At 65.5% G+C, this 14,864-nt stretch carries 16 protein-coding genes; 4 read left to right on the forward strand and 12 right to left on the reverse strand.

The features are described from left to right. Window positions 1-63: 63 nt before the first annotated feature. Window positions 64-1,404 carry a homoserine dehydrogenase gene (locus ACSQ3M_RS06430; protein ID WP_436149301.1) on the reverse strand — a complete coding sequence of 447 codons (1,341 nt, stop codon included), beginning with the start codon at window positions 1,402-1,404 and terminating at the stop codon, window positions 64-66. Between the two features lie 108 nt (window positions 1,405-1,512). On the opposite strand from ACSQ3M_RS06430, the gene ACSQ3M_RS06435 reads away from it, so the two are divergent. Continuing rightward, window positions 1,513-1,860, forward strand: a complete 348-nt coding sequence (locus ACSQ3M_RS06435) for a VOC family protein (protein ID WP_436149217.1) — start codon at window positions 1,513-1,515, stop codon at window positions 1,858-1,860. Here ACSQ3M_RS06435 and ACSQ3M_RS06440 read toward each other — a convergent pair. Continuing rightward, window positions 1,847-2,629 (reverse strand): helix-turn-helix transcriptional regulator, encoded by a 783-nt coding sequence (locus ACSQ3M_RS06440; RefSeq protein ID WP_436149218.1) that lies wholly within the window; start codon window positions 2,627-2,629, stop codon window positions 1,847-1,849. The genes ACSQ3M_RS06435 and ACSQ3M_RS06440 overlap by 14 nt on opposite strands. Window positions 2,630-2,701: 72 nt before the next feature. On the opposite strand from ACSQ3M_RS06440, the gene ACSQ3M_RS06445 reads away from it, so the two are divergent. After that, a complete protein-coding gene (locus ACSQ3M_RS06445) occupies window positions 2,702-3,238 on the forward strand; it encodes a peroxiredoxin-like family protein (protein WP_436149219.1) in 537 nt (178 codons plus the stop codon). Between the two features lie 6 nt (window positions 3,239-3,244). Here ACSQ3M_RS06445 and ACSQ3M_RS06450 read toward each other — a convergent pair whose 3' ends face one another. The 4 genes from ACSQ3M_RS06450 to ACSQ3M_RS06465 form a co-directional block, all read right to left on the reverse strand. Continuing rightward, a complete protein-coding gene (locus ACSQ3M_RS06450) occupies window positions 3,245-3,676 on the reverse strand; it encodes a hypothetical protein (RefSeq protein ID WP_436149220.1) in 432 nt (143 codons plus the stop codon). A gap of 247 nt (window positions 3,677-3,923) precedes the next feature. Further along, window positions 3,924-5,144 (reverse strand): LL-diaminopimelate aminotransferase, encoded by a 1,221-nt coding sequence (locus ACSQ3M_RS06455; RefSeq protein ID WP_436149221.1) that lies wholly within the window; start codon window positions 5,142-5,144, stop codon window positions 3,924-3,926. 150 nt (window positions 5,145-5,294) lie between these two features. Further along, entirely contained in the window at window positions 5,295-5,921 is a 627-nt protein-coding gene (locus ACSQ3M_RS06460) for a glutathione S-transferase family protein (RefSeq protein ID WP_436149222.1), read from the reverse strand. 87 nt (window positions 5,922-6,008) lie between these two features. Continuing rightward, a complete protein-coding gene (locus ACSQ3M_RS06465; protein ID WP_436149223.1) occupies window positions 6,009-6,368 on the reverse strand; it encodes a hypothetical protein in 360 nt (119 codons plus the stop codon). A 200-nt stretch (window positions 6,369-6,568) separates the two neighbouring features. Here ACSQ3M_RS06465 and ACSQ3M_RS06470 point away from each other — a divergent pair, with 200 nt between their 5' ends. After that, window positions 6,569-8,317: a PHA/PHB synthase family protein gene (locus ACSQ3M_RS06470; RefSeq protein WP_436149302.1), complete on the forward strand. Its 1,749-nt coding sequence runs from the start codon at window positions 6,569-6,571 to the stop codon at window positions 8,315-8,317. A gap of 139 nt (window positions 8,318-8,456) precedes the next feature. Here the strand turns inward: ACSQ3M_RS06470 and ACSQ3M_RS06475 are convergent, their stop codons facing one another. Further along, a complete protein-coding gene (locus ACSQ3M_RS06475) occupies window positions 8,457-9,776 on the reverse strand; it encodes an OmpP1/FadL family transporter (RefSeq protein ID WP_436149224.1) in 1,320 nt (439 codons plus the stop codon). A 578-nt stretch (window positions 9,777-10,354) separates the two neighbouring features. Here ACSQ3M_RS06475 and ACSQ3M_RS06480 point away from each other — a divergent pair. Continuing rightward, window positions 10,355-11,203 (forward strand): fumarylacetoacetate hydrolase family protein, encoded by an 849-nt coding sequence (locus ACSQ3M_RS06480; protein WP_436149225.1) that lies wholly within the window; start codon window positions 10,355-10,357, stop codon window positions 11,201-11,203. A 71-nt stretch (window positions 11,204-11,274) separates the two neighbouring features. Here the strand turns inward: ACSQ3M_RS06480 and ACSQ3M_RS06485 are convergent, their stop codons facing one another. The 5 genes from ACSQ3M_RS06485 to ACSQ3M_RS06505 all read right to left on the reverse strand — a co-directional run bounded on the left by ACSQ3M_RS06485 (window position 11,275) and on the right by ACSQ3M_RS06505 (window position 14,679). Continuing rightward, entirely contained in the window at window positions 11,275-11,490 is a 216-nt protein-coding gene (locus ACSQ3M_RS06485; protein ID WP_436149226.1) for a hypothetical protein, read from the reverse strand. A 143-nt stretch (window positions 11,491-11,633) separates the two neighbouring features. Next, complete coding sequence (gene argC, locus ACSQ3M_RS06490) at window positions 11,634-12,566, reverse strand: N-acetyl-gamma-glutamyl-phosphate reductase (RefSeq protein ID WP_436149227.1); 933 nt, start codon at window positions 12,564-12,566, stop codon at window positions 11,634-11,636. A gap of 245 nt (window positions 12,567-12,811) precedes the next feature. Beyond that, complete coding sequence (locus ACSQ3M_RS06495; protein ID WP_436149228.1) at window positions 12,812-13,327, reverse strand: AAA family ATPase; 516 nt, start codon at window positions 13,325-13,327, stop codon at window positions 12,812-12,814. Between the two features lie 94 nt (window positions 13,328-13,421). Further along, window positions 13,422-14,378, reverse strand: coding sequence for an agmatinase (speB, locus tag ACSQ3M_RS06500; protein WP_436149229.1), 957 nt, complete (start codon window positions 14,376-14,378; stop codon window positions 13,422-13,424). Window positions 14,379-14,400: 22 nt separating this feature from the next. Further along, window positions 14,401-14,679 (reverse strand): hypothetical protein, encoded by a 279-nt coding sequence (locus tag ACSQ3M_RS06505; RefSeq protein WP_436149230.1) that lies wholly within the window; start codon window positions 14,677-14,679, stop codon window positions 14,401-14,403. Window positions 14,680-14,864: the final 185 nt, after the last annotated feature.

Here is a 14,864-nt window from a genome sequence, read left to right on the forward strand (position 1 = left end):
GAGGCAAATGGCGAGCAGATTGGCGAGGATAGGGCGAAGCCGTGGCCGACCGCACCATCCCCCTCATTCCCGCTCGATACGGATGACTTGCGGCGCTTCGGCGATGTGGCCGTCGGCGCTGACCTTCTCCAGCGCGGCGCGGATCGCCCGCTCGCTGGTGGCGTAGGTGATCAGCACAACCGGAACCGGCGCACCGGAACGCCCGCCGGGATCGCGCTGGGCGGCGCTCTCGGAGCGGCGCTGGACGATGCTTTCGAGTGAGATGTCGGCTTCCGCCATGCGGGTCGCGATGGCGGCCGCGGCGCCTGGACGATCGGCGACGGCGAGACGAATATAGTAGCCGCCCTCATGGCGCTGCATCGGCGCCCGGGTCGGCTGCTCCAGCCGCGCGACCGGCATGCCGAAAGGATGGCCGGCGGTGCCGCGGGCAACATCGGCGATGTCGGCGATCACGGCCGAGGCGGTCGGCCCGCCACCTGCGCCAGGGCCGACCAAAGTGATCTCGCGCACCGCGTCGGCATCGATGGTCACCGCATTGGTGACGCCCATCACCTGCGCGATCGCGGACGACTTCGGCACCATGGTCGGGTGCACGCGCTGCTCGATGCCGGTCTTGGTGCGCTCGGCGACGCCGAGCAGCTTGATCCGGTAGCCGAGCTCGTCGGCCATCTTCAGATCGAGCGGCGTGATCGAGGAAATGCCTTCGACATGAATCGCTTCGGCGTCGATCCTCGTGCCGAAGGCGAGGCTGGTCAGGATGGCGAGCTTGTGCGCGGTGTCGAAGCCCTCGACGTCGAAGGTCGGGTCCGCCTCGGCGTATCCGAGGCGCTGGGCGTCCTTCAGGCAGGCCTCGAAGGTCAGCCCTTCCAGCTCCATGCGCGAGAGGATGTAATTGCAGGTGCCGTTGAGGATGCCGTAGAGCCGGCTGACATTGTTGCCCGTGAGCGCCTCGCGCAGCGTCTTCACCACCGGGATACCACCGGCCGAAGAGGCCTCGAAGGCGAGCGCCGCGCCGGTGCTCTCGGCGAGCTCGGCGAGCGCGACGCCATGGGCGGCGAGCAGCGCCTTGTTGGCGGTGACGACGTGTTTGCCAGCGGAAAGCGCAGCCTCGACGGCCTGCTTGGCCGGGCCGTCCGAGCCGCCAATCAATTCGACCAGGCAATCGATCTCGTCGGAGCTGGCGAGTGCGACCGGATCGTCGAACCAGGTAAAGTTGGAGAGATCGATGCCGCGGTCGCGGTTGCGATCACGCGCCGAGACCGCCGTCACCCGGATCGGCCGGCCGCAACGCGCGGCGAGCGCGTTCTCCTGACGCTTCAGAATGCCGGCGACCGCTGCGCCGACTGTTCCAAGGCCGGCGATGCCGACACGCAAGGGCCTGATCTCGGAGGGAGCAGCGTGCATGGTCATGGTCGGCGGGGTCGCATGAGGCGGGTTTGGAGTCAACGGCGAAGGGGTGGATGGAACCTGCGCCATCGGGCGCGATTGAGGGTTCAACAGGAGGTACCCGAGATGCTCAAGGTCGGCTCGATCGTCTGGGGCGTGCGCGACGTGCCGCGCGCCATCGCATTCTGGGCGGAAGCGCTCGCCTACAGGCCGCTGCGGCCGCCCTCACTCGACTGGGCGATCCTGGTGCCGCGCGAAGGCGTCGGCGTGCAACTGGCGATCACGCAGGTCTCGTCGCAGGCGCAGGATCACCGGCGTCATCATCTCGACCTCTATGCCAGCGACCGTGAGGCCGAGGTCGAGCGACTTCTCGGCATCGGTGCGAAACGGGCCGAGTGGCGCTACCCGGAAGGCGCCGACTACGTGGTGCTGGAAGACCCGGACGGGAACCGCTTCTGCGTCATCGAGAAGTGACGGCGAGCGCGCCCTCGCCCTGCCGACTCTTCCTCCGCGCGACCGGCGGCTCTCCGAAGGCTCGCTGATAGGCGCGCGAGAAGGCGGCGGCACTGCCGTAGCCAATCCGCCGAGCGACGAGCTTCACGCGGCCGCCACGCTCGAGTTCGCGTCTTGCCAGCACCATCCGCCAGCCGGCGAGATAGGCCATCGGAGTAACACCGACCACTTGCGGAAACAGGGTCATAAAGCGGGTTCTCGACATGCCTGCGATCACCGCGAGATGGTCGATCCGCCAATCGCGCGCCGGCGTCTCCTGCATGGCGGTGAGAGCCGGAAACAACTGTGGGTGGGACAGGCCGGCCAGCAATCCGGGGCGGGTCGTGCCCTGATCGATCAGATGGCGCAACAGCAGGAGCAGCAGCAGCTTGCAGAGATTGTCGAGCGCTACCTGGCGACCGCAGCGCCGGGCGGAAGCCTCAGTGACGAGAATTCTGGCTACCGCCTGCATCGCCGGGGCGCTCTCCAAGGCCAGATCGACCCGCCCTGGCAGTGCTGCGATGAGGGGATTGGCAGGCCCACCGAAGTCGATCCTGACCGCGGCCAGCACGTCTCCATCGAAGCGCATGGGGCCGTCCACATGCGGCAAAAAGATCAGCGCTTGTGGCTCCCCAGCCTGACCGAGCATCACGAGATTGGCAGTATCGAGCTGGGCCTGCTCCGCCACGACGTCGAACGCCGCAAAAAAACTCGACAGGCGATCTCGGCCAAGCGCCGAACTTTCGATCATGAGATTGGGACCTTCCATATCCAATAATATGCGAAACCCTTCGGCAGCTGCAACTGCAACGAGGTCAAGTCCATGCTCACTCCCCGTCAGCCGGCTCCCGCACTCTCCGTCGACACGCTCGCGCATGGCCGCTTCGAGCTTCATGCGGCGTCGCCGGAGCGCTTCACGCTCATCTGCTTCTATCGGGGCCTGCACTGCCCGATCTGCGCCAGCTACCTGAAGGAACTCGAGCGGCTGACGCCCGAATTCGCCGCGCGCGGCGTCGAGACCATCGCGATCAGCAGCGACGGCGCCGAACGGGCGGCCGAGATGGCGGCGAAGGTCGGCGCGCAGGCGCTCAGGGTCGGCTACGGGTTGCCGCTGACCAAGGCCCGCGAATGGGGCCTCTACATTTCCACCTCACGCGGCAAGACCTCGATCGGCATCGAGGAGCCGGCGCTGTTCTCCGAGCCGGGCGTGTTCCTCATCCGCCCGGACGGCACGATCTATTATCTGTCGGTGCAGTCGATGCCGTTCGTACGGCCGAATTTCGCCGAGATGGTCGCAGCGCTCGATTTCGTCATCAAGAACGACTACCCGGCGCGCGGCGAGTTCACCGGAGCGGTTTGACGCCGCTCACTCGAAGCGGCAGACGACCTCGGCGGCGAGCTTGTGGACCTTGCCGTTCTCGAAGCCGAGATAGAGGCGGAGCAGCTGGTTGCCGAAGGCGGTGATCTTGATGGTGCGCAGCGCCTCGACGCTGTCGCCATCTGCCACGGTGGAGTTCTCGTCGACCGGCTTCCAGAACCAGGGCTTCGGCGCCCGGATCACGGTCTGCGCCAGGAGCTGCTCGGCCTCGGCGCGGCCCATGCCGTTCGGGAAGTATTTCGTCACGATCTCGGTGGCGTCGCGACCGCATTCGCGCGCCCGCGTCGCGGTCAGCACCTCGGCGATCAGGGGCGAATCGGTGTCCGCGCTGCGGCCACGCGAGAAATCATAGGTCGCGAACAGGCAGACCAGCGCGAACAGGCCGAAAGCGATCCCGATCAACCGGCCCTTAGAGACCATTGCGCACTCTTCGTCCCAGCTATCCGCCCCGCCGCCTGCGTTCCCATGTTTTGGCGGCTCGGTCCAGTGCCAGCGCGCAACACTGTGGGCCGTCTTTCCGGGGCGCTGCGCAGCAGTGAGCCCGGAACCCATGAACACGGCCTGCCCCGAAAAGGCTCCGTCACGGATGCCCTTTCCCCGACCGTCGTGTTCATGGGTTCCGGACTCGGCGCTCCGCGCGCCGCCCCGGAATGACAGCCGCCGTCCCCTACCCCGCCTTCGGCATCTGGATGACGTTGTGCAGGGTCTGGTCGGCGGTCTTCAGGAAGCGCCCGACATTGCGCGCGGCCTGGCGGATGCGCTGCTCGTTCTCGACGATGGCGATGCGGACGTAATCGTCGCCATGCTCGCCGAAGCCGATGCCCGGCGCGACCGCAACCTCGGCCTTCTCGATCAGGAGCTTGGAGAACTCCAGCGAGCCGAGATGACGGAACTTCTCCGGGATCGGCACCCAGGCGAACATCGAGGCCTGCGGCGCCGGGAACTCCCAGCCGGCCTTGCCGAAGCTCTCGACCAGCGCGTCGCGGCGCTTGCGATAGATCTCGCGCATCTCGCGGATGCAGTCGTCGGGGCCGTTCAGCGCCGCCGCCGCCGCGACCTGGATCGGCGTATAGGCGCCGTAGTCGAGATAGGATTTCACCCGCGCCAGCGCCGCCAGCAACCGCTCGTTGCCGACGGCAAAACCCATGCGCCAGCCGGCCATGGAGAATGTCTTCGACATCGAGGTGAACTCGACGGTGACGTCGACCGCGCCCTGCACTTGCAGCATCGACGGCGGCGGATCGTTCTCGTCGAAATAGACCTCGGCATAAGCGAGATCGGAGAGCAGGATCAGCTCGTGCCGCTTCGCGAAGGCGACGAGGTCGCGATAGAAATCGAGCGAGGCTGTATAGGCCGTCGGGTTCGCCGGATAGCAGGTGACGAGCGCGATCGGCTTCGGCACCGAATGGGCCATCGCCCGCTCCAGCGCCGGAAAGAAGGCCGGGGTCGGCTCGGCCGGAACGGAGCGGATCACGCCGCCCGCCATCAGGAAGCCAAAGGCGTGGATCGGATAGCTCGGATTGGGCACGAGCACGACATCGCCCGGGCCGGTGATGGCCTGCGCCATATTGGCGAAGCCTTCCTTCGAGCCGAGCGTCGCGACGACCTGCGTGTCGGGATTGAGCGTCACGCCGAAGCGGCGTTGATAGTAATGCGCCTGGGCGCGGCGCAGCCCGGCAATGCCCTTGGAGGCGGAGTAACGGTCGGTGCGTGGCTTGCCAGCGGTCTCGACCAGCTTCTCGATGACGTGCTTCGGCGCCGGCAGATCGGGATTGCCCATGCCGAGATCGATGATGTCGACGCCCTTGGCGCGCTCGGCTGCCTTGATCTTGTTGACCTGTTCGAAAACGTAGGGCGGCAGGCGTTTGATGCGATGGAAGTCGGTCATCTCGGCAACAGGTCCTTGCGGATCGCCGCCCCGGAAGGCGGTCGATCACATTCTTGCGTTGCGATGCCTTACCACCGCAGCTTTCGCCCCGACAGAGCAAAATAAGCAAGATTCATCGAAAGACGACGCATACCTCCCGACGACAACGCCTCAGGAGGGCGGAATGAAGGGCTGGCTGATCGTCTGGAAGACATCGAGCGCCTCGCAGCGGGCCGAGTGCGCCGCCAGGGCGGGATAATCGCTCAGGACGACGAGATCGGGATGCGCGTCGCTGGCGAAGCGTAGCGCGCAGGCGAGTGCAATGTCGGCATGGCCGATGCCGTCACCGAACCACCAGTCGCCGGCGCGCCCGGCCCGTTCCTGTTCCAGAGCGGCGAGGACGCCTCCGATCTGGCCACGGCAGCGCCCGGCCCAGGTCTCGGAGACCTGATCGTGCAGCCGCAGCTCGTAGAACAGGCTCACCGCCTTCTCCGCGAGCCCCATCGCCAGCGCGGCGATGCGCAGCGCCCGATGGCGCGCCGGCTCCTGCCGAGGGAACAAGGCGCGTTCGGCCGGAACCAGGCCGTCGAGATAGTCGAGCATGGCGTGGCTCTCGACCAGTACGAGCCCGTCATCGAGCACGAGCGTCGGGACCCGAACCAGCGGGTTGAGCGGCGCGATTCTCTCGCCGTCGCCGAAGACCGACCAGGGCCGGTGCTCGAAGGGCAGTTCGTAGAACGTCAGCGCAATGCCGACGCGGCGCACGAAGGGCGAATCATATTGGCCGATCAGGATCATTGCGGGCGGCTCCAGTGCGGAACCGTCATTGGATCGATCCGGGAGGCGTCGGGCAAGCCGCCTAAGCGAGCGGCCGTCCCCTCATTCTTACGGCAACGGCGGAGGAGCAGGCGGCGGCGCCGGCGGTGGCAGGACCTTGCCAAGGGTCTGCGCTTGCGAGCCGGCCGCTTCGTTCGAGGTCCGCTTGGCTTCAAGCTCGGCTTCGAGCTTCTTGAATTCGTCGACAGTCTTGCGCTTGGCCTGGCGCGAAACAGTGGTGCCGATCGGAATGAACTTCGGATCTTGCGGACGGGTCTCGACGACGAATGGCTTGGGCTCGCCCGGCGTGGTGGCGAAATCGGTCATCTCGGCGACGCCGCGAGCCGCCCCGCAGCCGCCGAGCACAGCTGCAACGAGCAGGACGATCCCGACCGCCTTAAGCGAGATTTCTGTCCGCCTGTCAGCCATTGCCCTGCTTCCGCAAAATTTCTTTGTCACTCATACCGGTTAGGTCCTTAATGGGTCCAAAATGGGGAGTGCAACTCCTGCGTAAGGCTACCGAGGGGAGCGTCGCCATGTGTCCGCCTGCTGACGAGAAGGGCAAAGCCGGCCACAAGGCAACTGAAACGCCGTCTGCAGACTTGCCGCCGGTGCCCGACTTCGAGTCGATGGCGCAGAATATGGGCAAGCTGGTCGAGCATGCCGGCAAGGTGACGGCAGCCTATCTGAAACCGATCGAACGGGGCGAGGCCAAGACCGGCCAGGCCGACGAGGCGAGCGAGATGGTCAAGGTGCTCGGCCGCGTCGCCGAGCGCTGGATCAGCGATCCCCAGAAGATCATCGAGGCTCAAGGCGCGCTCACCAGCGACTTCCTCAGCCTGTGGAGCGCGACGCTGAAGCGCCTCGGCGGCGAACAGGTCGAGCCAGTGATCGAGCCCGAGAAACGGGACGCCCGCTTCGCCGACCCCGAATGGAACACCCATCCGGTCTTCGACTTCGTCAAGCAGGCCTATCTTCTGACCACGCGCTGGGCCGAAGGCATGGTCGAGCAGGCCGACGATCTCGACCCGCATACGCGCAACAAAGCCCGCTTCTACGTCAAGCAGATCGCCGGGGCCCTCTCCCCCTCTAATTTCGTCGCGACCAATCCCGAGCTGCTGCGCGAAACCATGGCGCAGAGCGGCGAGAACCTGGTGCGCGGCATGAAGATGCTGGCCGAGGATGTCGAGGCCGGCGGCGGCGAGCTCAAGATTCGGCAATCCGATGCCGGCGCCTTCCAGGTCGGCGTCAACATCGCGACGACGCCGGGCAAGGTCATCTACCGCAACGACATCATCGAGCTGATCCAGTACGCGCCATCGACCGAAACGGTGCTGAAGCGGCCGCTGCTGATCGTGCCGCCCTGGATCAACAAATTCTACATCCTCGATCTCAACGCCGAGAAGAGCTTCATCCGCTGGTGCGTCTCGCAGGGGCTGACGGTCTTCTGCATCTCCTGGGTCAATCCGGATCACCGCCACGCGCTCAAGGATTTCGAGAGCTATATGCGCGAGGGCATCTTCGCCGCGATCGAGGCGGTCGAGCAGGTGACGGGCGAGAAGCAGGTTTCGACGATCGGCTATTGCGTCGGCGGGACGCTGCTGGGCGTCACCCTCGCCTATATGGCCGCGACAAAGGACAAGCGCATTGCCAGCGCGACCTTCTTCACCACGCAGGTCGACTTCACCCACGCCGGCGAGCTCGCGGTCTTCGTCGACGAGGAGCAGATTCGTTCCGTCGAGGAACAGATGGCCGAACGCGGCTATCTCGACGGGTCGCGCATGTCGGGCGCCTTCAACATGCTGCGCCCGAACGACCTGATCTGGACCTATGCCGTCAACAATTACCTGAAGGGCAAGGCACCGACGGCCTTCGACCTGCTCTACTGGAATTCGGATTCAACCCGGATGCCGGCCGCCAACCACTCCTTCTACCTGCGCAACTGCTATCTCGAGAACAAGCTGAGCAAGGGCGAGATGCGCCTCGGCGGCAAGCTGCTCGACCTCAAGAAGGTGACGATCCCGGTCTACAATCTCGCGGCCCGCGAGGACCATATCGCCCCGGCAAAATCGGTCTTTCTCGGCTCGCAGAGCTTCGGTGGCCCGGTCGACTACATCATGGCCGGCTCAGGCCATATCGCCGGCGTGGTCAATCCGCCGAACAAGGTCAAGTACCAGTTCTGGACCGGCGCGAAGCCCGAAGGCGCCTTCGATGACTGGGTCCGGAAGAGCGAGGAGCATCCCGGCTCCTGGTGGCCGCATTGGCTCGCCTGGCTGGAGAAGCAGGCGCCCAAGCGCGTCAAGCCGCGCATCCCCGGCGACGGCCCCCTGCCCGCGCTGGAGGACGCCCCCGGAAGCTATGTGAAGATCAGAGCGTAGCGACCGAAGGACATCGGTCGCTGGCCGGCGATCATTCCGGCGTCCAGCGACGCTGCCGCCTGCCTGAAACGACGACATAGTCCAAAGCAAAAAGAGCCGGCCCAAAGGCCGGCTCTTTCGTTGCCGTCGAAGGCGCCGATCAGTTCTTGCGGACGACCGGGCGGACCGGGATCGTTTCCGTCGGGGTGTCCCAGCGATAGGTCAAGCCGGCCGAGACGATGTGGATGGAGGGCTTGGCCTCGGCCGTGTAGAGCACGGCAGCCTGCTGCGGGTGGATGCCGGTGTAGTTCACCGAAGCCTTCTTCACGTGGATATAGGTGTAGCCGACGTCGAGCTTCACCTTGTCGGTGATCTGGTAGCTGCCGCCGGCCGAGAGCCAGAGACGGTCATTGTCCGAGATGAAGATCGTCCGGTTGCGATCGTTGACCGCGGACAGCTCATAGCCGACACCTGCTCGCAGGGTCAGGTCGCGGTTGTACTTGTACTCGGCGCCGGCCGAGAAGAACCAGGCGTCGTCATACTGGAAGTTCAGGCTGGTCGCCGGCAGGCCACTGAGCTTGCTGACGATCGGAATGTTGCGGAAGCGGCTCCAGTTGGTCCACTCGACGCCGGCATGGACCTGCCACTGCTCGTTGATCTCCTGCGAGATGCCGAACACGACCGAGTCGGGCAGGTTGAGGTTCGCCTTGACCGGAACGACGCCGAGCGGCGTGCGCAGCGTGCCGTCCAGCGTCTGGCGCACCGCCGAGCGGTAGGCAATGCCGATATTCGTACCCTGGAATGGCGTCAGGTTGATACCAAACCGATACCCGAAATCGATGGTATCGCCTTCGATGATGACAGGCGCTGCGGTCGGAGCGACGCCGGAGGCGGTCTTCAATGCCGCATTCAGCCACTGGACCTGCACTGCGGCACCGATCGAGAGCCAGTCGGTCACCTTGTAACCGATCGTCGGCGAGACGTTGATGGTCGCGAGCTTCGCAGAGCGGCCATAGACTTGGGCGGCATGCGCCTGATTGTCAGGCTTCGAGCGCAAGCCATAGGGGGCGCCGGTGGTCAGGCCGATCCAGAAGCGGTCGGTGAGCTGCCAGGCCGAGTAGGACGCCGGAATGAAGGCGCCGTCGCCACCGATATTGCCGGTGCCGTTCTGCAGCGGATTGAGCGGACCGTTGGGCGCGCCGAGCCGGCTCACCGATGTCGGATCATAGCTCGCATTCGCGTTGAGATAGGTGAAGTTCCACTGGCTGTTGCGGCCCGGGAACATGGTGATCGTCGCCGGGTTCCACGCCATCGAGCCCATGCCGATGCCACCCGAAGCAGCGCCGGCATAGGCCATGCCGAGACCCTCGGCGCTCTGGCCCGAGCGGATCGCAAAGGAGCTCGCCGAGGCCGCGCCGGCCGCAAGCAGCGCCGAGAGCGAGACGGTGGCGGCGGCGGTGAGTTTCAGGAGGCTCTTCATCGCGGCTTCTTCCCCAGGCTGAGGTTTCTTGTTGTGACGGCTGCGGCAAATCACGCCGCGGAATCTGTCATCAACATGCCGCCTGCCGGTTTTCGCCGCAATCCCGCCCAGATCGCCTCTAAATCGCCACGCTCGCCCCATCGGTCGCGGCACCATGATTAAAACCGTCCAAAATCGGCACGTTTTGCGTGTCCCGCCGCGAAGCGGCGACGGAAAAGATGGTTTACATACGAACTATCGTGGATTTTGCTATTGTGCGCCGCAGCATAGGCTTGTTCACCGGCGCGAGGCGATGGGGCGGTTTACCGAAGACCGTTGCATAAGCGCCACAATTCCTTGAGCCCGCTCCGGTCAGCTTGCACCGCAAGCTGACCGGTAAAACGGTCTCCAACTCAAAATAAGAGACGGATTCACCGATCAGGTTGATCCAACCTGATCGGATCCGGCTCTGGTGCCTCCGCAGGCATGGCATGCGCCCCGACGGGCTTGCATCATGGCGGCAGTCCGCACAGGATCGCCCCGACCTCAGGTCTCTGTCTCACATTGTGTTTTAAACGTTTGAAAAAGGGGGAAACGACGTGAAACTGGTTCGTTACGGCGCATTCGGCCAGGAGAAGCCCGGCCTTGTCGACGCCGCCGGCAAGCTCCGCGACCTGTCGGCCCATGTGTCCGACATCGCCGGCGCAGGATTGAAGTCGGCCTCGCTCGCCAAGTTGAAGGCGCTGTCCCCCGAATCACTGCCGCTTGTCGAGAGTGCGCCGCGCATCGGCGCCTGCGTCGGCGATGTCCGCAACTTCATCGCCGTCGGCCTCAACTTCGCAGATCATGCCGCCGAGACTGGGGCGGCAATCCCGGCCGAGCCGATCCTGTTCAACAAGGCGCCGAACTGCATCGTCGGCCCCAATGACGACGTGATCATCCCGAAGAACTCGAAGAAGACCGACTGGGAAGTCGAGCTCGCCATCGTGATCGGCGACGGCGGCTCGTATATCGACGAGAAGGACGCGATGGGGGCGATCGCCGGCTTCTGCGTCTGCAACGACGTCTCGGAGCGTGAGTTCCAGACCGAGCGCGGCGGCCAATGGGCCAAGGGCAAGGGTTGCCCGACCTTCGGCCCGCTCGGCCCCTGGCTGGTGACGCCGGACGAGGTCGCTGACGTGCAGAACCTGGCGATGTGGCTCGAGGTCGATGGCGAGCGTGTCCAGAACGGCTCGACCAAGACGATGATCTTCGGCGCCGCCTATCTCGTCCATTATATCAGCCAGTTCATGCGGCTCGATCCGGGCGATGTCATCACCACCGGCACGCCGCCTGGCGTCGGCCTCGGCTTCAAGCCGCCGCGCTTCCTCAAGGGCGGAGAGACCGTGGCTCTCGGCATCGAGGGGCTGGGCACGCAGAAGCAGCTGTTCAAGCCTTACGCGGGCTGACGTAAAAAGCGCTGCCGGGGTCGTTCGACCACCCCCGGCAGCGCACGCAATCTTGCACGGGCAAGACTGCTTTAGTCCCGGCCGCGCCTGTTGGAGCGCGGAAACGCGATCACCTGTGCCGACATCGGCACCTTCATCTCGGATTTGGCGGCCTGGGTCCCGACATCGCTCTGCTCCGCGCCGTCCAGACCTTCTCGCACGGTCGTTGTCGCGACAGTGGCGCGCTCACGTTCCAGCCGGCGCCGACTGCGAGCCAGACGCACTCCCAATGTGTCGAATCCCGGCATCGAATCGCCCCCGCTCTCAGCCGCCAACCTCAGCTATGAGCTTGAGCGCAAACGGCTGCATCCCCCATTTGGGGGGTGCAGCTGCTGTTTCGGGGCGGATTGAGGGAGACGATGCGCCTGGAGGGCGGCGATGTGAACGGCTGTCAACTTTCGGGGAGGCCGAGCATCAGGCGGATGTTCTGGACGGCGGCGCCGGAGGCGCCCTTGCCGAGATTGTCGAGCCGGGCGACGAGCACGGCCTGACCGAGATCGGCATTGCCGAAGACGCGCAGCTCGAGCTTGTTGGTGTCGTTCAGCGCCTCCGGCTCGAGCTTGCCGCCGGCTTCAGCCGGCAGGACGCTGACATAGGTCGAGCCAGCGTAGCGTTCCGCCAGCGCCGCTTCGAGATCGGCGGGTTTGGGCTTGCCCGGCAACGTGTCGAGATGCAGTGGCACGCAGACCAGCATGCCCTGCCGGAAATTGCCGACCGACGGCACGAAGATCGGCCGCCGCTCCAGCCGCGAATAGACCTGCAGCTCGGGCAGGTGCTTGTGCTTGAGGCCAAGACCGTAGAGCTCGAAGTCGGGCGCCGTGCCGGCCTCATGGGCCTCGATCATGCTCTTGCCACCGCCGGAATAGCCGGAGACCGCGTTGACGGTGACGGGATGGTCGGTCGGCAGCAACCCGGCATCGACGAGCGGGCGCAGCAGCGCGATGCCGCCGGTCGGGTAGCAGCCGGGATTGGCGACGCGGTTGGCGTTGGCGACCCTCGTGGCGAAGCCCGGCTCGAGCTCGGCGAAGCCATAGACCCAGTCCGGCGCGACGCGATGGGCGGTCGAGGCGTCGACGATCTTCGGCGCCTGAGCGCCGAGTTCATCGGCGAGCGCGACCGATTCCTTGGCCGCATCGTCGGGCAGGCAGAGCACGACGAGATCGACACCCGCCATCATCGCCTTGCGGGCGGCCGGATCCTTGCGCTTGTCCGGGTCGATGCTCTTGACCACGACCTCCGACACGTCGGCGAGGCGCTCGCGGATACCGAGCCCGGTGGTGCCGGCTTCGCCGTCGATAAAGATGGATTTCAGGTTCTGGCTCATCGGACCCTCGCAAGGTGTCTGGTGGAGGCGGACGAAATTCGTTGGCTGGCTTTGTGAGTATGGCCTTGTCGCAAAACCGGACATCACTTTTGCGACGGGCATAAAAAAACCGCGCTCGTGGCGCGGTCGCGGGCGTTCGGACTTTAGCCGAGCGTCATCGCGGGCGCGCCGGGGCGGCCTGTTCGTTGCGACGTCGGGTCGGGTTCGTAATCATGGCCCGTATATGTTCCGTGCCCGGGTCGCTGTCAATCCGCGCTGCGTGCCAGCGATGCCAGGCGGCCTTCGATCAGGCGCAATGCCTCCTCGACCGAAAGAACCGCCGTGTCGACGACCAGCCGGTCCCCCGTCCAAGGCTGATAGGCGTGTGTCTCCACTGAGGCCCAGTCCGGAAGGGCAAATCCCGCAATATCGGGCCGTCGCTGCTCGACCCTGCGGCGATGCTCCGCCTTGTCGGAACAGACAACCTCGATGTCGAGATGCGGCACGGCCGAGCCGCGAGCGACATCGCGCCAGGCGTCCCTACTCTCGGCGACAGGATTCACGCAATCGGCCACGACAGCGATGCCGAGCGAAAGGTTTCCGCCTGCGATCGCAAGAGCCGCGGCATAGCCCGCCGCACCGATGTCGTTGCCCGGCAAAGCCTTGCGCAACGCATGCTCGATGCTGTCGATGCGCAGATAGGTTGCCGAGCGCCGCGTCGCGAGTTTGCGGGCGAGGGTCGTCTTGCCGCTACCGGGGAGTCCACTGAAGACGATCAGCACGTATGCCTCCGGTCGGTTCGGTTGATTTAACCCGCGTTTCGAAGCGCTTGGTGTGTTCGCTTCTCAAGGAGATTCAAACGCCTCGCAAAGCGATTCAGCCCGCTTTCCTCAAGGCCAGCGCCTGGAGGTAGTGCTGCGCCACCGCCGCGCCTGCGATCGCGGTCGCATCGGCATGATCGTAGGGCGGCGAGACCTCGACCACGTCCATGCCGCGGAAATCGAGATCGCGGATCGCCCAGACCATCCGCAGCGCTTCTGCCGAAGAGAAGCCGCCGGCGACTGGCGTGCCGGTGCCCGGCGCAAAAGCCGGATCGAGCGCATCGATGTCGAAGGTGAGATAGGCAGGCCCGTGCCCCACGCGCTCCTTGATCTGGGCTGCGATGCCGTCGACGCCGAGCGCATGCGCCTGATAGGCGTCGATCACTTTGATCCCGCAATCGCGCGGTGCGACGGTGCGGATACCGATCTGGATCGAGCGCTCGGTATCGATCAGCCCCTCACGCACCGCCTCGAGCACGAAGGTGCCGTGGCTGATCGCGCCGACGCCGTCATCCCAGGTGTCCTGATGCGCGTCGAACTGGACGATGGCGAGCTTGCCATGGCGGGCGACATGGGCGCGCAGCAGCGGCAGGGTGATGAAATGGTCGCCGCCGAGGGTGACGAGCTGGGCGCCGCTCGCAATGATCGCAGCCGCCTCGTTCTCGATCGCCCGGGCACAGCCCTGTAGGTCGCTGCGCGGAAGCAGGCAGTCGCCATAGTCGACCACGGCCAGCGTCTCGAACGGGTCGATCCGCGAGGGATATTGCGCGTCGCCGTCGAAGATCGTGCTGACGCGGCGCAGTGCCTGCGGCCCGAAGCGGGTGCCGGGCCGGTTCGAGACGGCGAGGTCGAAGGGCACACCCCAAACCACCGCATCGCAGCCGGCGACGTCCTTGCTGTAGCGGCGGCGCATGAAGGAGAGCGCGCCGGCATAGGTCGGGTCATGCGCCGGGCCCTTGCGGTCGCCAGTGAAGGCGTAGTCGATCGGCGGGATCTGGGCAGGTTCGGTCATCTTGAAAAAGTCCGTCAGGAGGTCAGCGCCGGCCGTTCAGCCAGACATAGAGGCACCAGGGCAGGATCAAAGCGAGCCCGGTCAGGACCAGCCTGAGCGTCGTCCAGGCGACCGGATATTGCAGCGCCCTGCCGTCGAGCTCCGGCACGCCATGAATCAGGCCGAGCGCAAAGGCCGGCGCCAGGAAGACGATCAGCGCATTGACGATGCGCCGGCCACGCGGCAGGTCGCTGCGCGCCAGCGCCAGCAGCGCCGGCACCGCAACCATGCCGAAGGCAATCAGGATGAACAGGACGCGCATGGCGGCTTCCAGTTGAACAGGCTGGCAGCCGATTTAGCACGGACGGGCTGCGGCTCCAGCCGTCTGCGGTTGTTCCCGCAGCCGATTCTGTCGTTTGAGCCGCCAACCCCGCCTCACCCCTTCGTGAGCCCGATGGCACGGCTTCGTGATCGGGCAACACATCAAGGCCACAGCTTGGTCGATTT

Source organism: Allobosea sp. LjRoot90, from assembly GCF_964254315.1.
In the GTDB taxonomy this organism is placed as follows: domain Bacteria; phylum Pseudomonadota; class Alphaproteobacteria; order Rhizobiales; family Beijerinckiaceae; genus Allobosea.